16 protein-coding genes are annotated in these 19,899 nt (G+C 73.0%); 6 read left to right on the forward strand and 10 right to left on the reverse strand.

All coding sequences use genetic code 11. The features are described from left to right. Positions 1-215: 215 nt before the first annotated feature. Complete coding sequence (locus ACZ3TI_RS24155) at positions 216-701, reverse strand: ribose-5-phosphate isomerase (protein WP_465729429.1); 486 nt, start codon at positions 699-701, stop codon at positions 216-218. 82 nt (positions 702-783) lie between these two features. Further along, a complete protein-coding gene (locus ACZ3TI_RS24160) occupies positions 784-1,383 on the reverse strand; it encodes a biotin transporter BioY (protein WP_465729431.1) in 600 nt (199 codons plus the stop codon). 263 nt (positions 1,384-1,646) lie between these two features. On the opposite strand from ACZ3TI_RS24160, the gene ACZ3TI_RS24165 reads away from it, so the two are divergent. Next, a complete protein-coding gene (locus ACZ3TI_RS24165) occupies positions 1,647-3,056 on the forward strand; it encodes an amino acid permease (RefSeq protein WP_465729433.1) in 1,410 nt (469 codons plus the stop codon). 88 nt (positions 3,057-3,144) lie between these two features. On the opposite strand, the gene ACZ3TI_RS24170 is transcribed toward ACZ3TI_RS24165, so the two are convergent. After that, positions 3,145-3,777 (reverse strand): mycothiol-dependent nitroreductase Rv2466c family protein, encoded by a 633-nt coding sequence (locus ACZ3TI_RS24170; RefSeq protein WP_465729435.1) that lies wholly within the window; start codon positions 3,775-3,777, stop codon positions 3,145-3,147. 224 nt (positions 3,778-4,001) lie between these two features. Here ACZ3TI_RS24170 and pepN point away from each other — a divergent pair, with 224 nt between their 5' ends. Further along, a complete protein-coding gene (pepN, locus tag ACZ3TI_RS24175; protein WP_465729437.1) occupies positions 4,002-6,596 on the forward strand; it encodes an aminopeptidase N in 2,595 nt (864 codons plus the stop codon). A gap of 416 nt (positions 6,597-7,012) precedes the next feature. Here the strand turns inward: pepN and acnA are convergent, their stop codons facing one another. The 3 genes from acnA to ACZ3TI_RS24190 form a co-directional block, all read right to left on the reverse strand. Next, on the reverse strand, positions 7,013-9,658 hold the full coding sequence (gene acnA / locus ACZ3TI_RS24180) for an aconitate hydratase AcnA (RefSeq protein ID WP_465729439.1): 2,646 nt from the start codon (positions 9,656-9,658) through the stop codon (positions 7,013-7,015). 183 nt (positions 9,659-9,841) lie between these two features. Beyond that, positions 9,842-9,997: a hypothetical protein gene (locus tag ACZ3TI_RS24185; protein WP_465729441.1), complete on the reverse strand. Its 156-nt coding sequence runs from the start codon at positions 9,995-9,997 to the stop codon at positions 9,842-9,844. Then, on the reverse strand, positions 9,994-11,025 hold the full coding sequence (locus ACZ3TI_RS24190) for a hypothetical protein (protein ID WP_465729443.1): 1,032 nt from the start codon (positions 11,023-11,025) through the stop codon (positions 9,994-9,996). Before ACZ3TI_RS24190 ends, ACZ3TI_RS24185 begins: the two co-directional genes overlap by 4 nt. Positions 11,026-11,054: 29 nt before the next feature. Here ACZ3TI_RS24190 and ACZ3TI_RS24195 point away from each other — a divergent pair, with 29 nt between their 5' ends. The 3 genes from ACZ3TI_RS24195 to ACZ3TI_RS24205 all read left to right on the forward strand — a co-directional run bounded on the left by ACZ3TI_RS24195 (position 11,055) and on the right by ACZ3TI_RS24205 (position 12,617). Further along, positions 11,055-11,417 carry a hypothetical protein gene (locus ACZ3TI_RS24195; protein ID WP_465729445.1) on the forward strand — a complete coding sequence of 121 codons (363 nt, stop codon included), beginning with the start codon at positions 11,055-11,057 and terminating at the stop codon, positions 11,415-11,417. A 109-nt stretch (positions 11,418-11,526) separates the two neighbouring features. Beyond that, positions 11,527-11,934 (forward strand): type II toxin-antitoxin system VapC family toxin, encoded by a 408-nt coding sequence (locus ACZ3TI_RS24200; RefSeq protein WP_465729447.1) that lies wholly within the window; start codon positions 11,527-11,529, stop codon positions 11,932-11,934. Positions 11,935-12,083: 149 nt separating this feature from the next. Next, positions 12,084-12,617 (forward strand): superoxide dismutase family protein, encoded by a 534-nt coding sequence (locus ACZ3TI_RS24205; protein ID WP_465729449.1) that lies wholly within the window; start codon positions 12,084-12,086, stop codon positions 12,615-12,617. A gap of 47 nt (positions 12,618-12,664) precedes the next feature. Here the strand turns inward: ACZ3TI_RS24205 and argF are convergent, their stop codons facing one another. The 3 genes from argF to ACZ3TI_RS24220 form a co-directional block, all read right to left on the reverse strand. Continuing rightward, entirely contained in the window at positions 12,665-13,666 is a 1,002-nt protein-coding gene (argF, locus tag ACZ3TI_RS24210) for an ornithine carbamoyltransferase (protein ID WP_465729451.1), read from the reverse strand. A gap of 123 nt (positions 13,667-13,789) precedes the next feature. Next, positions 13,790-16,453, reverse strand: a complete 2,664-nt coding sequence (locus ACZ3TI_RS24215; RefSeq protein WP_465729453.1) for a polynucleotide kinase-phosphatase — start codon at positions 16,451-16,453, stop codon at positions 13,790-13,792. Continuing rightward, positions 16,450-18,162: a 3' terminal RNA ribose 2'-O-methyltransferase Hen1 gene (locus ACZ3TI_RS24220; RefSeq protein ID WP_465729455.1), complete on the reverse strand. Its 1,713-nt coding sequence runs from the start codon at positions 18,160-18,162 to the stop codon at positions 16,450-16,452. Before ACZ3TI_RS24220 ends, ACZ3TI_RS24215 begins: the two co-directional genes overlap by 4 nt. 147 nt (positions 18,163-18,309) lie before the next feature. On the opposite strand from ACZ3TI_RS24220, the gene dapD reads away from it, so the two are divergent. Then, on the forward strand, positions 18,310-19,314 hold the full coding sequence (gene dapD, locus ACZ3TI_RS24225) for a 2,3,4,5-tetrahydropyridine-2,6-dicarboxylate N-succinyltransferase (RefSeq protein WP_465729457.1): 1,005 nt from the start codon (positions 18,310-18,312) through the stop codon (positions 19,312-19,314). Between the two features lie 159 nt (positions 19,315-19,473). On the opposite strand, the gene ACZ3TI_RS24230 is transcribed toward dapD, so the two are convergent. Next, a complete protein-coding gene (locus tag ACZ3TI_RS24230; RefSeq protein WP_465729459.1) occupies positions 19,474-19,782 on the reverse strand; it encodes a DUF6087 family protein in 309 nt (102 codons plus the stop codon). Positions 19,783-19,899: the final 117 nt, after the last annotated feature.

The following is a 19,899-nucleotide window of genomic DNA, read 5'->3' on the forward strand; positions in this document are numbered from 1 at the left end:
GGGCGGGTTCGGGCGCGTCGTCAGGAGGCGTACGCAGGTTGGGCGTACGAAACCCGCGGGCGGCGTGTGCGCCCCGCGTGCGGGACCGTCCGCGCGCTGGGGCCTGTGGCCGATCCCACAGCTGCCGACGATCGTCGGCGGTCGCCCCGGGACGGCGGCGGCCGGCCGCACGGGAGCGTGCGGCCGGCCGTTGGGGAGGGTGGGTGGCGGCGGGATCAGCCCTGGGGGTGGTGGGCCGGGATCGGCGGGAGTTCGCCGGTGGTCTCGTACTCGCTCAGCATCTCGATCCGGCGGGTGTGCCGCGGCTCGCCGCTGTAGGGGGTGTTGAGGAAGATCTCGACGAACTTCGTGGCCTCCTCCAGCGTGTGCATGCGGCCGCCGATGGAGATCACGTTGGCGTTGTTGTGCTGGCGGCCGAGCTCGGCGGTCTGGGTGCTCCAGGCCAGCGCGGCCCGGACGCCCTTGACCTTGTTGGCGGCGATCGCCTCGCCGTTGCCCGAGCCGCCGATCACGATGCCCAGCGCCTCGGGGTCGGCGGCGGTGCGCTCGGCGGCGCGCAGGCAAAACGGCGGGTAGTCGTCCTCGGCGTCGTAGATGTGCGGCCCGCAGTCGACCGGCTCGTGGCCGGCCCCCTTCAGCCACTCCACCAGGTGGTTCTTCAGTTCGTATCCGGCATGGTCGGAGCCCAGGTACACGCGCATGCCCATGAGTGTGGCATGCGGGTGCGCCCGGGCTCCGCAGGGGGCGCTCGGCGGTTGCGCCCGGGCTCCGCGCGGGGGGCGGTCAGCGCTTGCCGACGAGCTTCCAGACCAGCGGCAGGGCGCCGGCGGCGAGGGCGGCCTTGAGGGCGTCGCCGACCAGGTACGGGTAGAGGCCGAGCTCGGCGGCGCGGGCGAGCGACACGTGCAGCGACAGGGCCAGGTACGGGACGCCGACCGCGTAGACGGCGAGGCTGCCGAGCGCCATGGTGACCGCGGTGTTCAGCGGGGTGCGGTCGGCGCCGCGCCGGGCCAGCGCGCCGGTGAGGGCGGCGGCGAGGACGAAGCCGAGCACGTAGCCGAGCGAGGGCATCGCCCAGCCGGAGGTGCCCTCGGCGAACCAGGGCATCCCGGCCATGCCGGCGAGGAGGTAGAGGCCGAGCGAGGCGGCGCCGCGGCGGGCGCCGAGCGCGGTGCCGACCAGCAGGGCGGCGAAGGTCTGGCCGGTGACCGGCACGGGCGAGCCGGGGACGTTCACCGACAGCTGGGCGGCCACGCCGGTCAGCGCGGCGCCGCCGGCCACCAGGGCCAGGTCGCGGACCTGGCCGCCGAGGCGGGTGGAGGCGGCGGGCAGCAGGTCGGCGAGGACGGCGCGGCGCGGTATCGGGGTGGTGGCAGTGGCCATCGGGGGTTCCTCCGTGGGGTCCAGGTGAGTGAACACCTGTGAACCTACGCGGTGATCCACTGCGCGAGCCGCACGGTTTCGGACAAAGCCCCGCCCTCGGGCGTTGTCGGAACCGGCCCGAAACGACGCACGGCGACGCCGCGCTCACTCCGAGTCGTCGCCCGGTCCGCAATGTGAGCCCGGACCGGACGCTCTTGGCATGGACAGAGGTGTCCCCGGATATTGGACAACTCATGTCGCATTCCGCACAGTCTGGAAACCCTATGGCCCCCACCTCCGCGCCCCCGGCGTCCGGGACCACCGACTCCGCCTCCCCGGAGTCGGGGCAACAGCTCTCCCACGGGCTGAAGCAGCGTCACCTGTCGATGATCGCCCTCGGCGGCGTGATCGGCGCGGGCCTCTTCGTCGGCTCGGGCGCGGGCATCGCTGCCGCGGGCCCGGCGATCATCCTGGCCTTCGTGCTCTCCGGCCTGCTCGTCATGCTGATCATGCGAATGCTCGGCGAGATGTCCGCGGCCCGCCCCGCCTCCGGCTCGTTCTCGGTGCACGCCGAGAAGGAGATCGGCCCGTGGGCCGGGATCACGGCGGGCTGGATGTACTGGGTGATGCTCTGCTGCGGCGTCGCCGCCGAGGCCACCGCCGCCGGGAAGATCGTCAACGGCTGGATACCGGGCGTCTCGTCCTGGGTCTGGGTCGCCCTGTTCATGGTCTTCTTCTGCGCCAGCAACCTCACCGCGGTGAAGAACTTCGGCGAGTTCGAGTTCTGGTTCGCCACCATCAAGGTCGCCGCGATCATCGCCTTCCTGGTCCTCGGCGGGCTCGGCATCGCCGGGGTGATCGGCCCCGGCGCCCCCGGCACCGAGAACCTCACCGGCCACGGCGGCTTCCTGCCCACCGGCGTCGACGGGCTGATCGTCGGTCTGCTCGCCTCGGTCTTCGCGTACGGCGGTCTGGAGACCGTCACCATCGCCGCCGCCGAGTCCGACGACCCCAAGAAGAACGTCGCCAACGCCGTGCGCACCGCGGTGTGGCGGATCGCGATCTTCTACATCGGCTCGATGGCCCTGGTGGTCACCCTGGTCTCCTGGAAGGACCCGGCGGTCGTCGCCGACGGGCCGTACGTCACCGTGCTGAGCCACCTCGGGGTGCCCGCCGCCGGGACGATCATGCAGATCGTGGTGCTGGTCGCGCTGCTGTCCGCGATGAACGCCAACATCTACGGCGCCTCGCGGATGGCGTACTCGCTGGTCGGCCGCGGCCAGGGCCCCAAGGCGCTGGCCAAGGTCAGCGGCGGGGTGCCGCGCCGGGCCGTGCTGGCCTCCTGCCTGTTCGGCTTCGGCGCCGTGCTGGCCGCCAAGTTCTGGCCGGACACCGTGTTCACCTGGCTGATGAACACCACCGGCGTCGCGATCCTGGTGGTCTGGCTGTTCATCTGCGTCGTCCAGCTGCGAATGCGCCGTCGGCTGGAGCGCGAGGCGCCCGAGCTGCTGACCGTGAAGATGTGGGGCTACCCGTACCTGACCTGGGTCGCGATGGCCGCCGTGGCCGGCATCCTCGCGCTGATGACCACCACCGAGGGCAACCGGGAGCAGCTGTACGCGGCCGGGGTGCTGGTCGCGCTGCTGGTCGTCGCCGGTCTGCTCAAGCAGCGCCGGGACGCGGCCGCCCGCTGAGTCCGTACGCGCGCACGGGGCCCGGTACCGCGAGCGGTACCGGGCCCTGTCGCGTCGCCGTCGCCGGCGCCGGGCTACTCGCGGGGGCCTACTCGAAGGACGGGCCGGCCGTCCGGGTGCGCTTGATCTCGTAGAAGCCCGGGGTGGAGGCCACCAGCAGGGTGCCGTCCCAGAGCCGGGCCGCGGCCTCGCCCTTCGGCGCCGGGGTGACCACCGGCCCGAAGAAGGCGACCCGCTCGCCGTCCGCGCCCTCCACCGCGATCACCGGGGTGCCGACGTCCTCGCCGACCAGGGTGATGCCCTCCTGGTGGGAGGCGCGCAGGGCGTCGTCGTGGATGTCCGTGTCGGCCGCGTCGGCCAGCTCGGCGGGCAGGCCCGCGGCCACCAGGGCGGCGGTTATGGTCTCCCGGTTCTGCGGCAGGCCCTGGTTGTGGAAGCGCAGGCCCAGCTCGGTGTAGAGCCGGCCGAGCACCTCCTCGCCGTGCTTCTCGGCGGCGGCGATGCACACCCGCACCGAGCCCCAGGCGTTGTTCAGCATCTCGCGGTAGTTGTCCGGGAGGTCCCGGTGCTCGTTCAGCACCGACAGGCTCATCACGTGCCAGCGCACGTCGACCGGGCGCAGCTGCTGGACCTCGATCAGCCAGCGGGAGGTCATCCACGCCCACGGGCAGGCCGGGTCGAACCAGAAGTCGGCGGTCTTGCGCTCAGCGGCAGTCGTCACTGCGAGTCGTCCTTCGTGAGGTGATCCGGGCAGGGGGAATTCCCCCCAAGAGCCCCAACACCCGCCCGGCGCCGCTGATTCCGGTGTCGACGCGTCGGTCTGTGCAATGGTACCGACGGAGCGGGGCGTGAAAGGATGACCCCGCGGGCACGGCCGACACCGCGCACCGAGACCGCACCACCCATCCGCGCACCACCGTGCGAGCCGGACAAAGGAGTACCGCCGTGCCGGGCAAGAACCTCAGCCGCGACGAAGCCCAGCAGCGGGCCAGCATCCTGGCCGTGGACGGCTACCGGGTCCGGCTCGACGTGACCTCGGCCCCGGATCCGGCGGCCGCCACCTTCCGGTCCACCACCACCATCGCCTTCCGCTGCTCCCAGCCCGGCGCGGACACCTTCCTCGACCTGCTCGCCCCGGCCGTCCGCTCGGTCACCCTCAACGGGCGCGCCCTCGACCCGGCCACCGCCTACGACGGCGCCCGGGTGCACGTGGACGGCCTGGCCGCCGAGAACGTGCTGACCGTCGAGGCGGACTGCGCCTACAGCCGCACCGGCGAGGGCCTGCACCGCTTCGTCGACCCGGTGGACGGCGAGACCTACCTCTACACCCACTACGAGCCGGCCGACGCCCGCCGGGTGTTCGCGACCTTCGAACAGCCCGACCTGAAGGCCCCGTTCACCTTCACCGTGACCGCCCCGGCCGCCTGGGACGTGTGGTCCAACGCCCCGCACGAGAACGTCACCGAGCAGGACGCCGCCGAGGAGGACACCGCCGGGCAGGACGGCGGCCGCACGTGGGAGTTCGCGCCGACCGAGCCGATCTCCACCTACCTCACCGCGGTCGTCGCCGGCCCGTACCACGTCGCCCGCGACCACTACAGCCGCGAGCTCGCCGACGGCACCACCCTGGAGATCCCGCTCTCCGCGATGTGCCGCAAGTCCCTGGCCCCGTACTTCGACGCGGAGGAGATCCTCGGCGTCACCAAGCTCGGGCTCGACTTCTTCCACGAGGAGTTCGACTACCCGTACCCCTTCGGCAAGTACGACCAGGCCTTCGTCCCCGAGTACAACATCGGCGCGATGGAGAACCCCGGCTGCGTCACCTTCCGCGAGGAGTTCGTCTTCCGCTCGAAGGTCACCGACGCCGCCTACGAGGCCCGGGCCAACGTCATCCTGCACGAGATGGCGCACATGTGGTTCGGCGACCTGGTCACCATGCGCTGGTGGGACGACCTCTGGCTGAAGGAGTCCTTCGCCGACTTCATGGGCTCCTACGGCCTGATCGGCGCCCGCACCCGCTACTCCTCCGCCTGGGTCACCTTCGCCAACCAGCGCAAGGCCTGGGCCTACAAGCAGGACCAGTTCCCCACCACGCACCCGATCACCGCGGACATCCGCGACCTCGAGGACGCCAAGCTCAACTTCGACGGCATCACGTACGCCAAGGGCGCCTCCGTCCTCAAGCAGCTGGTGGCGTACGCCGGTTCGGAGGCCTTCTTCGAAGGCGCCCGCCGCTACTTCAAGCGCCACGCCTTCGGCAACACCGAACTCACCGACCTGCTGGACATCCTGGAGGAGACCAGCGGTCGCGACCTCAAGTCCTGGGCCGCCGCCTGGCTGCAGACCGCCGGCGTCAACTCGCTCACCCCGCAGGTCACCACCGACGCCGAGGGCCGGATCACCGAGCTCGCCGTCCTGCAGGACGGCGAGGTCGTGCGCCCGCACCGGATCGCGGTCGGCCTGTACGACCGGGACGCCGACGGCGCCCTGGTGCGCACCGCGCGGATCGAGCTGGACGTCACCGGCAACCGCACCGTCGTCGCCGAGGCGGCCGGGCGCCCCCGCCCGGCGCTCGTCCTGCTCAACGACGACGACCTGACCTACTGCAAGATCCGCTTCGACGGGGACTCGCTGGAGACCCTGCGCACCGGCCTCGGCGACATCCGCGACGAGCTGTCCCGCGCCCTCGCCTGGTCCGCCGTCTGGAACCTCACCCGGGACGGCCTGATGCCGGCCCGCGACTACGTCGCCCTGGTGCTGCGCTTCGCCGGCCAGGAGGACAACATCGGCGTGCTGCAGTCGCTGCACCAGCAGGCCAAGACCGCCGTGGACCTGTACGCCGACCCGGCCTGGCGCGGCGAGGGCGGCCGGCTGCTCGCCGACGGCGCGCTGCGCGAGCTGCGCGACGCCGTCCCCGGCAGCGACCACCAGCTGGCCTGGGCCCGCTTCCTCGCCCAGACCGCGGGCGGCGCCGAACACCTCGGCCTGGTCCGCGGTCTGCTGGCCGGCAGCGCCCGGATCGACGGTCTGGAGGTCGACCAGGAGCTGCGCTGGTCGCTGTGGCTGGCCCTGGCCGCCGCCGGGCAGGCGTCCGACGAGGAACTGGCCGCCGAGCTCGCCGCCGACAACACCGCCGGCGGCAAGCGCCAGTACACCCAGTGCCTGGCCGCCCGGCCCACCCCGGAGGCCAAGGCCGCCGCCTGGTCGGCCGTGGTCGACTCGGACGAGCTGCCGAACGCCCTGGTCGAGGCCAACATCGCGGGCTTCGCGCTGCCCGCCCACCGCGACCTCACCGCCCTCTACGCGGCCCCGTACTTCAAGCTGCTGGAGAAGATCTGGGCCGAGCGGACCATCGAGATCGCGATGCGCTTCGTCGGCGGCTTCTTCCCGAGCGCCCACACCGACGAGCCGACCCTGGCCGAGGCCGACGCCTGGCTGGACGGGCACCCGCAGGCGGCGCCGGCGCTGCGCCGCCTGGTGCTGGAGCGCCGGGACGACCTGGCCCGCGCGCTGCGGGCGCAGGCCTGCGACCGGGCCTGACCGTCCTCGGGTGAAGGGCCCGCCGTGCTCGTCACGGCGGGCCCTTCGCCCATCGGCCGGCGCCGTCGCGGCCGTCGGCTCCGCGCGGCCGGCGTCGGCAGCCCCTGTCCGCCGAGCCGGCGTGCGCGACCCGGCGCCCGGTGATCGCCGGCAGGACCGCCAGGAACCGGGCCGCACCCGTGGAGGGGCGCGGCCCGGCCGCGTGGAGGCCCCAGGGCTGAGGCGCGAGTGGGCATACCGGACCTGTTCTCTGAAGCGGCATCAAATGGTCTGGACCAGATGGGGCAGAGGTTTAGTCCATCCGCCGTTCACCGCACAAGGGGGCCGGTCGGGGCGACGCAGCATGCAAAAGGGCCGGACCGCGGGTGCGGTCCGGCCCTTCAGGCGCCGGCGCGAGGCTCAGCCGCCGTGCTCGATCAGCCGATGAGCGAGCGCAGCACGTACTGCAGGATGCCGCCGTTGCGGTAGTAGTCCGCCTCGCCGGGGGTGTCGATGCGGACGACCGCGTCGAACTCCTTGTCACCGGCCTTGACCTTGACGGTCTTCGGGGTGCGGCCCTCGTTGAGCTCGGTCACGCCGGTGATGGAGAAGGTCTCCTCGCCGGTCAGGCCGAGGGAGTCGGCGTTCTCGCCCTCCGGGAACTGCAGCGGCAGGACGCCCATGCCGATCAGGTTCGAGCGGTGGATGCGCTCGTAGGACTCGGCGATGACGGCCTTGACGCCGAGCAGCGCGGTGCCCTTGGCGGCCCAGTCGCGGGACGAGCCGGAGCCGTACTCCTTGCCGGCCAGGACGACCAGCGGGATGCCGGCGGCCTGGTAGTTCTGCGAGGCGTCGTAGATGAACGACACCGGCGCGTCGGTCTGGGTGAAGTCGCGGGTGTAGCCGCCCTCGGTGCCCGGCGCGATCTGGTTGCGCAGGCGGATGTTGGCGAAGGTGCCGCGGATCATCACCTCGTGGTTGCCACGACGGGAACCGTAGGAGTTGAAGTCGCGCTTCTCAACACCGTTGGCGGTCAGGTACTGCGCCGCCGGGGTGCCCGGCTTGATGTTGCCGGCCGGGGAGATGTGGTCGGTGGTGACCGAGTCGCCCAGCTTGGCCAGGACGCGGGCGTCGGCGATGTCGGTCACCGGGCTCGGGGTCTTGGCCATGCCCTCGAAGTACGGGGGCTTGCGGACGTAGGTGGACTCGGCGTCCCACTCGAAGGTGTTGCCGGTCGGGACCGGGAGCGACTGCCAGCGGTGGTCGCCGGCGAAGACGTCCTGGTAGCCCTTGTCGAACATGGCCTCGTCGATGGAGCCGGCGACGACCTCGGCGACCTCCTGCTCGGACGGCCAGATGTCGGCGAGGAAGACGTCGTTGCCGTCGGCGTCCTGACCCAGGGCGTCCTTGGTGATGTCGACGTTCATGTTGCCGGCGAGGGCGTAGGCGACCACCAGCGGCGGGGAGGCCAGGTAGTTCATCTTGACGTCGGGATTGATCCGGCCCTCGAAGTTGCGGTTGCCGGAGAGCACCGAGACGACCGCGAGGTCGGCCTCGTTGACGGCGGCCGAGACCTCCTCGGGCAGCGGGCCCGAGTTGCCGATGCAGGTGACGCAGCCGTAGCCGACCAGGTTGAAGCCCAGCTTCTCCATGTACGGGAGCAGGCCGGCCTTCTCGTAGTAGTCCATGACGACCTTGGAGCCGGGCGCCAGGGTGGTCTTGACCCAGGGCTTGACGTGCAGGCCCTTCTCCACGGCCTTCTTCGCCAGCAGGGCGGCGCCCAGCATGACGGAGGGGTTGGAGGTGTTGGTGCAGGAGGTGATCGAGGCGATCACGACCGCGCCGTTGTCGATCTCGTAGGTCGAGCCGTCGGGGGCGGTGACGGCGGTCGGCTTCGAGGCCTCGGCGGAGTAGGTCGGCAGCGCCTCGGCGAACTTCTCGGCGGCCTCGGCCAGGATCACGCGGTCCTGCGGGCGCTTCGGGCCGGAGATCGACGGGACGATGGTGGAGACGTCCAGCTCGAGGTACTCGGAGTAGACCGGCTCGACCGACGGGTCGTGCCAGAGGCCCTGCTCCTTGGCGTACGCCTCGACCAGGGCGAGCTGCTGCTCGTCGCGGCCGGTCAGGCGCAGGTAGTTGATGGTCTCGGCGTCGATCGGGAAGATCGCGCAGGTCGAGCCGAACTCCGGCGACATGTTGCCGATGGTGGCGCGGTTGGCCAGCGGGATGGAGCCGATGCCGTCGCCGTAGAACTCGACGAACTTGCCGACCACACCGTGCTTGCGCAGCATCTCGGTGATGGTGAGCACCAGGTCGGTGGCGGTGGTGCCGGCCGGCAGCTCGCCGGTCAGCTTGAAGCCGACGACGCGCGGGATCAGCATGGAGACCGGCTGGCCGAGCATGGCGGCCTCGGCCTCGATGCCGCCGACGCCCCAGCCCAGCACGCCCAGGCCGTTGACCATGGTGGTGTGCGAGTCGGTGCCGACGCAGGTGTCCGGGTACGCCTGGCCGCCGCGGACCATGACCGTACGGGCCAGGTGCTCGATGTTCACCTGGTGGACGATGCCGGTGCCCGGCGGGACGACCTTGAACTCGTCGAACGCGGTCTGGCCCCAGCGCAGGAACTGGTAGCGCTCCTTGTTGCGGCCGTACTCGATCTCGACGTTCTGGGTGAACGCGTCCTTGGTGCCGAACTTGTCGGCGATGACCGAGTGGTCGATGACCAGCTCGGCCGGGGCCAGCGGGTTGATCTTGGCCGGGTCGCCGCCCAGCTCCTTGACGGCCTCACGCATGGTGGCGAGGTCGACCACGCACGGCACACCGGTGAAGTCCTGCATGATCACGCGGGCCGGGGTGAACTGGATCTCCTGGCTCGGCTGGGCGTTCTCGTCCCAGTTGCCGAGGGCGCGGATGTGGTCGGCGGTGATGTTCGCGCCGTCCTCCGTGCGGAGCAGGTTCTCCAGCAGCACCTTGAGGCTGTACGGCAGCCGCTCGGAACCCTCGACGGCGGAGAGCTTGAAGATCTCGTACGACTCGTCGCCCACCTGCAGCGAGCTGCGGGCGTCGAAGCTGTTCGCGGACACGACTGACTCCTTCTGGGTGCTTCGTGCGGTATCCGGCCGCCACGCGGTGGTAAGGTCAGCCTTAGTTAGGCCTACCTTCCCCGCATCGCCGGTGAGCGCCTCTCGGCAAGTATCTTGATGTCGAGATATATCGTAATGGGCAGTTATCTCGATGTCGAGATAAACCATAGTGCATGCCGTGGCTCACTCGTCGTCCGGGCCGCGCCGCTTGCGCTCCAGCCTGATCAGCCAGACCGCTCCCGCCACCACCGCGGCTGCCATCAGCAGCACCACCACAAGCTCACCACCGGAACCGTCGGTCGGCGAGGGGGCGATGTCCGCCAGCAGGATCGTCCTCATCTCTTCACCTCCGCTCCACGTGCGTTCTCCTCCGAGCCACCTGCGGGCTCCTCGCGCGCGCCGACGCCGACCAGCAGCATCAGCAGCACCGGGAACTCCAGGTAGGCGTGGTAGCTCGCCAGGGCCGCGTACAGCGACCGGCCCTGCGCGTAGTCCACCACGAACAGCAGCGCCAGCAGCGCGCCCGCCCCCGCGCCCAGCGCCCACGCCCGCGCGCCGCGCAGCGCGGGCACCCGGGCATCGAAGCGCTCCGCCGCCTCCGGCGCGTACCGGGGCAGGAACCAGACCCAGACCACGTAGTGCATCGTCTGCAGGAAGGCGAACACCGCCAGGAAGCGCAGGCCCACCACCGGCGTCAGCCAGCCCGGCGGGGTGTAGGCCGCCGCCAGCCGGTCCGTCCAGCCGCCCGGGCGCTGCGACAGCAGGCCGTCCCACAGACCGCTCAGCAACAGCGCCGGCACCAGCAGCACCCAGACGCCCTGCAGCGCCAGGAACGCCGCCCGACCGCGCCGCAGCCGACGCGACCACTCGGCCAGGAACAGCAGCGGCACCACGTTGTGCAGGTGGGCCAGCACCACGAAGTGGTACGCCGGGAAGGCCAGCGAGGCCGCGCCCGCCCCGGCCAGCAGCACCGCGCTCCCCGCCGACAGCCACCGCCGCCCGCGCAGCCCGTACCGGCAGGCCGCCGCCAGCAGGCCGTACGCGAGCAGGATCTCCGCACTCTGGGACACCCGGGAGGGCGGCAGCAGCCGGCACAGCACGATGCCCGTCACCAGCACCAGCAGCAGCCGCAGCAGCGGGCCGGTCAGGACGGCGGCGAAGCGGCCCGCCACGTAGCGCAGCTCCAGCACGTTGTGCAGCAGGCCGAAGACCGCCAGGCCCAGCACCGCCAGGCCGGTCGGGGCCCGCAGGGCCAGCGCCAGCGCCAGGAGCGCCGACACTGCGAAGCCGGCGTACGGCGCGGCGCCCAGCCGGGCCGCCGGGCCGGGCGCGGGCCAGGCCGCTACCGTCCTGACGTCGGTGGCCATCGTCCCCTCCCCGTGGCACGATCCCCGCCGTGCCCTACGCCCTCGCCCTGGCCCTGACCCTGCTGGTCGAGGTCCCCGTCTACACCGCCGCGCTCACCCGGGCCGGGGGCGTCCGGCCGCGGCGGGCGGCGGGCGCCGCCGTCCTGGTCAACCTGGCCACGCACCCGCTGCTCTGGTGCTCCCTGCGGCAGTTCTCCGCCGGGCCCGCCGCAGCGTACTGGACCGCCTTCGGGCTCGGCGAGGCGGCGGTCTGCGCGGTCGAGGGCGCCCTGCTCGCTCCGCTCACCGGGCTGTCGCCGCGCACCACGCTCCCCTGGGCCGCCGCCACCACCGCCAACGCCGCCTCGGTGCTCGCCGGGCTCCTGCTCGTCGGACTGCTGCCGGGGGGCTGAACCGTTTCCGGGGTCCGCCCCGGCTCCGGGTACGGTGGCCCCTGGTGTGACAGGCAGAGCTGACGCCCAGAGCCGACAGGCAGAGCGGGACAGGCAGAGGGGGCCTCCGATGATCGTGGTGGACGCGTCCGCGCTGGTGCTGGCGCTGGCCGACGAGGGCCCGCGCGGCGCCGCCGCCCGAGCCGAACTCGCCGCCGACAGCGAGTGGTTGGCGCCCGAGCACATCGTCGTCGAGGTGATGCAGTCGCTGCGCGGCCTCTACCTGGCCAAGGAGCTGACCGCCGAGCGGGTCGCCGGACTCACCGGCGAACTGGCCGCGGTGGCGATCCGCAAGGTCGAGGTGGCGCCGCTGCTCGGCCGGATCTGGGAGCTCAAAGACAACCTCACCCCGGACGACGCGGCCTACGTCGCGGTCGCCGAACGGTACGGGGCGCCGCTCGTCACCGCCGACCTGCGGCTGATGCGGGCCAGCGGGCCGCGCTGCGAGATCCGGGGGATCCGGCGCGAGTCCGCCTGAGGGCGGGTGGTCCCGTTGCGGGCGGCGTGCCTGGCGGGTCGGCGGTGACCTTTGCGGGCCGGCGATGTCCTCGGCGGGTCGGCGGTGTCCTCGGCGGGTCCACGCCGTTAGCAGGGTGACCGTCGCCCTGTCCGTGGAAGGCCCGACCGATGACCGCTCCGCTCGCCGCCGCCCTGCTGCCGCTGGCCCTGCTCGTCCCCGCCACCTCACCGGTCTCCGTCACCGAGGCCGCGTTCGACCCGGCCACCGCCTTCGTCCCGCCGACCGCCGTCAGCTACGCGAACGACCTGGTCCCGTACGGCTCGCGCGTCCGGCTCGTCACCGACCGCTCGGTGCCCGGACGGACGGTGCTGACCCTGACGGTGTCCGGGCTCGCCCCCGACCACGAGTTCCCGGCACACCTGCACGCCGGCAGCTGCGGGGCCGATCCGGCCTCCTCCGGGCCGCACTACCAGGACGTGGTCGACCCGGTGCAGCCGTCCACCGACCCGGCGTACGCCAACGAGCACAACGAGCTGCGGCTGGTGCTGCGCACCGACGGGCGCGGCGGGGGCACCGCGACGACCGCGGTGGACTGGCAGCCGCGGCCGGGCGAGGCGCGCTCGCTGGTACTGCACGCGGGCACCCCGGCCGGCCCGCACGCGGCGGGCGACCGGGTGGCCTGCGTCAAGCTGGAGCGCTGACCCGCACGGATCCCGGGGTCTTCACGAACCCCGCGCGCCTCGGGCCCTCAGGAGCCGAGGGTGGCGACCAGGACCGCCTTGATGGTGTGCAGGCGGTTCTCGGCCTGGTCGAACACGATGGAGTACGGCGACTCGAACAGCTCGTCGGTGCACTCCAGCTCGGTCATGCCGGTCGCCTCGTGCATCTGCCGTCCGACCACCGTGCCGAGGTCGTGGAAGGCGGGCAGGCAGTGCAGGAACTTCACGGCCGGGTTGCCGGTGGCCCGGACGGTGTCCATGGAGACCTGGTAGGGCTTGAGCAGCTCGATCCGCTCGGCCCAGACCTCCTTGGGCTCGCCCATCGAGACCCAGACGTCGGTGTAGAGGAAGTCGGCACCGGCCACGCCCTCGGCCACGTCCTCGGTCAGGGTGATCCGGGCGCCGGTCGACTCGGCCAGGGCCTGCGCCGACTTCTGCACGTCCTCGGTCGGCCAGAGGGCGCGCGGGGCGACGATCCGGATGTCCATGCCGAGCAGGGCGCCGGTGACCAGCAGTGAGTTGCCCATGTTGGAGCGGGCGTCGCCGAGGTAGGCGAGGGCGACGTCGGGCAGCGGCTTGACAGTGTGCTCGGTGACGGTGAGCACGTCGGCGAGCATCTGGGTGGGGTGCCACTCGTCGGTGAGCCCGTTCCAGACCGGGACGCCGGCGTGCTCGGCGAGCTCCTCGACGACCTCCTGGCCGTGGCCGCGGTACTCGATTCCGTCGAACATCCGGCCGAGCACCCGGGCGGTGTCTCTGATGGACTCCTTGTGGCCGATCTGCGAGGCCGACGGGTCCAGGTAGGTGGTGGAGGCACCCTGGTCGTGGGCGGCGACCTCGAAGGCGCAGCGGGTGCGGGTGGAGGTCTTCTCGAAGATCAGCGCGATGTTCTTGCCGCGCAGCCGGGGCTGCTCGGTGCCCGCGTACTTCGCCGCCTTGAGCGCGGCGGCGAGGTCCACCAGGAAGCGGAACTCCTGGGGCGTGAAGTCGAGCTCCTTGAGGAAGTGCCTGTTCCGGAGGTTGAAGGCCATACCGGGCTCCTGGGGTGACGGTCCGAGGGGGGAAGGCTGGCAAGTGTATACGACAGCCGGAATTTCTATACGGCACCGGTCCGGCTGAGGGGAGCCCCACCCGGTGGGACTCCCCTCGTGCCGCTACAGGCGCGGGTCGACCGGCTCGGACTCCAGCGCCAGCACCGCGAACACCGACTCGTGCACCCGCCACAGCGGCTCCCCTGCCGCCAGCCGGTCCAGCGCCTCCAGCCCCAGCGCGTACTCGCGCAGCGCCAGCGAGCGCTTGTGGCCGAGCGCGCGCTGGCGCAGCCGGTCGAGGTGCTCGGTGTAGTCCGGACCGTAGATGATCCGCAGGTACTCGCGGCCGCGCACCTTCAGCCCGGGCTGCACCAGCCCGCCCGGACGGCCCTCGCCGCGCGAGGTCCGCACCAGCGAGGCCAGCGGCTTGACCACCATGCCCTCACCGCCCGCGCCGGTCAGCTCCTCCCACCAGGCGGTGGCGGCTGCCATCGAGGCCTCGTCCTCGGTGTCCACCAGGACCCGGCCGGTGCGGTGCAGCACGGGCTCCTTCCCGGCGCCGGTGCCGACGGCGCCGGTGCCGACGGCGTCGGTGGCGGCGACGTCGGTGGCGGCGACGTCGGCCTCCACCAGGCGGTCGATCCAGGCCAGGTGCTCGTCGTGCGGACGCACCGCGAGGTTCGCCCCCTCGGCGGCCAGCAGCTGGAACGGCGCCAGCCGGATGCCCGACAGGCCCTCGGTCGGCCAGCAGTAGCGCCGGTACGCCTCGGTGAACGCCTGCGCGTCGACGGAGCGCTGCCGCTGGCGGGCGGTCAGCCCGGCCAGGTCCAGGCCGCGCCCGGCCGCCCGCTCCAGCGCGGACAGCACCTCCGGCAGGGCCGCCCCCGCCGCCGCGCCGACCGCCGCGTACTGACGGCGCAGCAGCTCCACCGCCTTCAGCGACCACGGCATCAGCTCGGCGTCCAGCAGCAGCCAGTCGGTGCCCAGCTCCTCGAAGAGGCCGGCGCGCTCGGCGGCCGCCCGTACCCGGTCGAGCACGGCGGCGGTCAGCCCGGCGTCGTTGAGGAAGGCGCGGCCGGTGCGGGTCCAGATCGCGCCCGGGCCGGCCACGCCGAAGCGGCGCTCCAGCGCGGAGTCGTCCCGGGCGACCAGCAGCACCGCGCGCGAGCCCATGTGCTTCTCCTCGCACACCAGGTGCCGCACGCCGTCCGCGCGGTAGGCGAAGAAGGCCTCCTCCGGGTGCTCCAGGTAGCCGTCCCGGCGGGAGGTGGCACTCGGCGCCATGGTCGGCGGCAGGTAGGCGAGCAGTCGCGGGTCCAGCGCGAAGCGGCTCATCACCTCCAGCGCGGCCGCCGCGTTCTCCTCCCTCACGGCGACCCGACCGTGCAGGCCGGTCTCGACGATCCGGCGCCCGGCGACGTCGGCGAGGTCCAGCGGACGGCCCTCGCGAGCGCCCGGCGCGTCGGTGATCAGCGGGCGCACCGGGGCGTACCACTCGCGCTCGGCCTCGACGCTCACCAGCTCGCGCTCCGGGTAGCGCAGCGCGGTCAGGCTGCCGCCGAAGACGCAGCCGGTGTCCAGGCAGATGGTGTTGTTGACGAAGCTCGCGGTCGGCACAGGCGTGTGCCCGTAGACCACCAGCGCCCGGCCGCGGTACTCCTCCGCCCACGGGTAGCGCACCGGCAGGCCGTACTCGTCGGTCTCGCCGGTGGTCTCCCCGTACAGCGCGTGCGAGCGGACCCGGCCCGAGTTACGGCCGTGGTACCTCTCCGGCAGACCGGCGTGGCAGACCACCAGGGCGCCGCCGTCCAGCAGGTAGTGGCTGACCAGGCCGCGCATGAACGCGCGCACCTCGGTCTTGAACTCCTCGGACTCGCCCGCCAGCTGGTCCAGCGACTCCTGCAGGCCGTGCGAGACGGTGACCTTCTTGCCGTCCATCGCCCGGCCGAGCTTGTTCTCGTGGTTGCCGGGCACGCAGATCGCGTGGCCGGCCGCGACCATGCCCATCACCAGGCGCAGCACGCCCGGCGTGTCGGGGCCGCGGTCGACCAGGTCGCCGACGAAGACGGCGGTACGGCCCGCGGGGTGCGCGGCGTCCACCGGGCGGCCCTCGGCGTCCCGGGTGAGGGCGTAGCCGAGGCGGGTCAGCAGGGTCTCCAGCTCGGAGCGGCAGCCGTGGATGTCGCCGACGATGTCGAACGGGCCGGTGAGGTGGCGCAGGTCGTTGTAGCGCTTCTCCAGCTCGATCTCGGCCGACGCCACCTCGGCCTCGCCGCGCAGGATGTGCACCTTGCGGAAGCCCTCGCGCTCCAGGCCGCGCAGCGAGCGGCGCAGCTCGCGGTTCTGGCGCGGGATGACGTGCGCGGGCAGCTGGCGGTCCGGACGCGAGCGGTTGCGCTCGGCGCACACCCCCGGCGGGACGTCCAGCACGATCGCGATCGGCAGCACGTCGTGCTCGCGGGCGATCCGGACCAGCTGGCGGCGGGCCTCGGGCTGGACGTTGGTGGCGTCCACGACGGTCAGCCGGCCGGCCGCCAGACGCTTGCCGACGATGTAGTGCAGGAGGTCGAAGGCCTCGGCGGAGGCGGACTGGTCGTTCTCGTCGTCGGAGACCAGACCGCGGCAGAAGTCGGAGGAGACGACCTGGGTGGGCAGGAAGTGGCGGCGGGCGAAGGTGGACTTGCCCGCGCCGCTGGTGCCGATCAGGACGACGAGCGAGACGTCCGTGACGGGGAGGCGGCGGGGGGCGGTGCTCTCGGTCGTTGCGTCGACCGCGGCGTCGGTCATCGGGGTTCGCCTCCTTCGGGCGTCGTGGTGTGGGTGGTGGTCGGCTGGTCGGCGGTGGCCCCTCGGGTGGCGGTGCCCGGCTGGGCGGTGGTGGCCCCTCGGGTGGCGGTGCCCGGCTGGGCGGTGATGGTCGGCGTTTCAGTGGTGGTGGTGAACAGGGCGAGCTGGGTCGGTGCGCCGACCTCCTCGTCCTGCGGACCGACCGGGCGCAGCACCACGGTGTAGCCGTAGGCGGCCGCGACCTTCTCGGCCCAGGCGCGGAACTCGGCGCGGGACCACTCGAAGCGGTGGTCGGCGTGCCGGACGCCGCCCGCCGGCAGGGTCTCCCAGCGGACGTTGTACTCGGCGTTCGGCGTGGTGACCACGACGGCCCGCGGACGGGCGGCGCCGAACACGGCGTACTCCAGGGCGGGCAGCCGCGGCAGGTCCAGGTGCTCGATCACCTCGCACAGCACCGCCGCGTCGAAGCCCTTCAGCCGGGCGTCGGTGTACGTCAGCGCACCCTGCGCCAGCGTCACCCGGGACACCTGCCGCTCCGGCAGCCGCGCCAGGCGCAGCTTGCGGCTCGCCGCCTGCAGCGCCCGCACGGACACGTCCACACCGAGGATCTCGGTGAACCGGGCGTCCTTCAGCAGCGCGCCGATCAGCTCGCCCTGGCCGCAGCCGAGGTCGGCGACGCGGGCTGCACCCGTCTCGCGCAGGGCGTCGAGGATCGCGGTGCGGCGCTGCTCGGCGAGGGACGGCGGGCGGGGCTGCTCCGGCTCCGGCTGCTCGTCATCGCTGCCCGGGGCGGCCCCGGCGCGCCGGCCGGTCTCGCTCCGCCGGTCGGTCTCGCTGCCCTGGCCGGACTCGCTGTGCCGGTCGGACTCCTCTTCGGGCCGGTCGTCGACCGCGTTGTCGATCTCCTCGACCTCGCGGTCGTCCGCCTCCGCGAGCCGGGCCAGCTCCACGCGCTCCATCGCGGCCCGGGTCAGCGACCAGCGCCGGGCGAGGTAGCGCCGGGTGATCAGGGCACGCTCCGGGTGGGCGGCCAGCCAGCCCTCGCCGGCGGCGAGCAGCTTGTCCACCTCGTCCGGGGCGACCCAGTAGTGCTTGGCACCGTCCAGCACCGGCAGCAGTACGTACAGCTGCTGGAGCGCGTCGGCGAGCCGTATGGTCTCGGCGGCGAGCGCGATCCGCACGTACCGGGAGTCGCCCCACTCCGGGAACGCCTCGTCCAGCGGGATCGCCGCGGCCTCGACCCGCCAGCCCAGCGGCTCGAACAGCCGGGCCACCATCGCCGGGCCGCCGCCCTCGCCCGTGCCGCTCGCGGGCACGGCGGGCAGCTCGATCCGCAGCGGACGGGCCCGCCCCGGCAGCTCGGGGCGGAGCGGGCAGGCGCCCTTCATCGCGGACCGGAACACCGTCCGCAGCGCCACCGCGAGCAGCGAGGACGCGGCGTACGGGCGGTCGTTGACGTACTGGGCGAGCGCGAAGTCGGGCGAGCCGCCGCGCCCCTTGCCGTCGCCCCGGCCCTTGCGGACCAGCGCGATCGGGTCGATGTCCAGCAGGAGCGCCGCCGTGCAGATCTCGTCCCCCGCCTCGGGGTAGAAGACGTGGGCCTCGCCGTGCGACGTCGTGAACCGCTGGACCTTGCCGGGGTGCTTGTGCAGCAGGAACCCGAGATCCGTGGCCGGGTCCTCGGCGCTGCCGGTGGTGGAGATCGACATGAACACCCGCCGAAGTATTGCCCAGCGGACGACCGCTGAGCACCGGGTTTTCCCGCCCCGCACCCCGCCGGCCGGGAAGTCCGCCGGGCATGTCCGCCCGGTGGTCGTGTTCGGCACCGGGGCCCCGTATTGGTTAACGTGCACGATGTGACTGCTGAATCCTCCTCGCTCGAATCCGCCTCCCCGGCGCCCGGCGCCGTGGCCGCCGGTCTGGCCACCGTCGCCGCCGACGGCACCGTCCTCGACACCTGGTACCCCGCCCCCGTGCTGGCCGCCGAGCCCGGCCCGGCCGGCACCGTCCGCCTGACCGCCGAGCAGGCCGAGGCCGAGCTCGGCTCCGGCGCGGCCGAGGCGCTGCGTGCCGACGCGCGCCGCGGCGTCGAGGTGGTCGCCGTGCGCACCACCATCGCCTCGCTGGACGAGAAGCCGCTCGACACGCACGACGTGTACCTGCGCCTGCACCTGCTCAGCCACCGCCTGGTCAAGCCGCACGGCCAGAACCTGGACGGCGTCTTCGGCCTGCTGGCCAACGTCGCGTGGACCAGCATCGGCCCCGTCCCGGTGGACAAGGTCGAGCAGGCCCGCCTCGCCGTGCGCGCCCAGGGCGGCCAGCTGGCCGTGTACGGGATCGACAAGTTCCCGCGGATGACCGACTACGTCGCCCCGACCGGTGTGCGCATCGCCCACGCCGACCGCGTCCGGCTCGGCGCGCACCTCGCCGTCGGCACCACCGTGATGCACGAGGGCTTCGTCAACTTCAACGCCGGCACCCTGGGCACCTCCATGGTCGAGGGCCGGATCAGCGCGGGCGTCGTCGTCGGCGACCACAGCGACATCGGCGGCGGCGCCTCGATCATGGGCACCCTGTCCGGCGGCGGCAAGCAGGTCGTCTCGGTCGGCGAGCGCTGCCTGCTCGGCGCCAACGCGGGCATCGGCATCTCGCTCGGCAGCGACTGCGTGGTCGAGGCCGGCCTCTACGTCACCGCCGGCACCCGGGTCACCACCCCGGACGGCACGGTGGCCAAGGCCGTCGAGCTGTCCGGCCAGGACAACCTGCTGTTCCGCCGCAACTCGCAGACCGGCGCGGTCGAGGTCATCGCCCGCTCCGGCTCCTGGGGCGGCCTGAACGCCGACCTTCACGCCCACAACTGACCTGCGGGCAGAGGCCGTCGGGGTCCGGTGCCGGATGGCGCCGGGCCCCGCTCGCGTTCCGGGGCCCGCACGCCCCTCGGGGTTCGCTCGTGTCTCGAGCCCCGCACGCTCCTCTGGCCCCGCTCGTGCCTCGGGCCGGGTCGAGGGGCGTCCGGTGGCTCACGCCCCTCGGGGCTTGCGGTGGCGTCCCCGCGCCTTCCGCGACCGCTGCGCCCGGTGCGCGGGGCGCAGCAGGCCGTCACCCTCGATGCCGTGCAGGATCCGCTGGGCCGCGGCGTAGTCCTCGGCCACCGTCTCCGGCAGCCACTGGTAGCCGTCCCACCGCACGATCAGCCTCGGCTCGCCCGGCGCCACATGGGCGCCCCGATGCCGCCCGTCCGCGAGCCGTACGGCCCGCAACTGCCCGACCGGCCGCAGCCGTTGCTCCCGCCTGGCCGCCCATGACGCCAGCGGTTCCTCCTCGTCCATCGCCCCAGTCTGGCCTCCGGACGCCGTCGGCCGACACCCGTGTCACTCGACCGGGCGACGGGGCGGTGGGGTGACGCGGCGGCGGGCGTTCCGGCCCCTGCGCGCGCTCCGCTCCTC

This window comes from Kitasatospora sp. NPDC023120 (assembly GCF_055560835.1).

Coding starts and splice junctions, on each gene's coding strand:
- ACZ3TI_RS24160 (WP_465729431.1), bottom strand. CDS start 1,383: ATGGCCACTGCCACCACCCCGATACCGCGCCGCGCCGTCCTCGCCGAC.
- ACZ3TI_RS24155 (WP_465729429.1), bottom strand. CDS start 701: ATGCGCGTGTACCTGGGCTCCGACCATGCCGGATACGAACTGAAGAAC.
- argF (WP_465729451.1), bottom strand. CDS start 13,666: ATGGCCTTCAACCTCCGGAACAGGCACTTCCTCAAGGAGCTCGACTTC.
- ACZ3TI_RS24165 (WP_465729433.1), top strand. CDS start 1,647: ATGGCCCCCACCTCCGCGCCCCCGGCGTCCGGGACCACCGACTCCGCC.
- ACZ3TI_RS24185 (WP_465729441.1), bottom strand. CDS start 9,997: ATGAGGACGATCCTGCTGGCGGACATCGCCCCCTCGCCGACCGACGGT.
- ACZ3TI_RS24205 (WP_465729449.1), top strand. CDS start 12,084: ATGACCGCTCCGCTCGCCGCCGCCCTGCTGCCGCTGGCCCTGCTCGTC.
- ACZ3TI_RS24190 (WP_465729443.1), bottom strand. CDS start 11,025: ATGGCCACCGACGTCAGGACGGTAGCGGCCTGGCCCGCGCCCGGCCCG.
- ACZ3TI_RS24230 (WP_465729459.1), bottom strand. CDS start 19,782: ATGGACGAGGAGGAACCGCTGGCGTCATGGGCGGCCAGGCGGGAGCAA.
- ACZ3TI_RS24200 (WP_465729447.1), top strand. CDS start 11,527: ATGATCGTGGTGGACGCGTCCGCGCTGGTGCTGGCGCTGGCCGACGAG.
- ACZ3TI_RS24215 (WP_465729453.1), bottom strand. CDS start 16,453: ATGACCGACGCCGCGGTCGACGCAACGACCGAGAGCACCGCCCCCCGC.
- ACZ3TI_RS24220 (WP_465729455.1), bottom strand. CDS start 18,162: ATGTCGATCTCCACCACCGGCAGCGCCGAGGACCCGGCCACGGATCTC.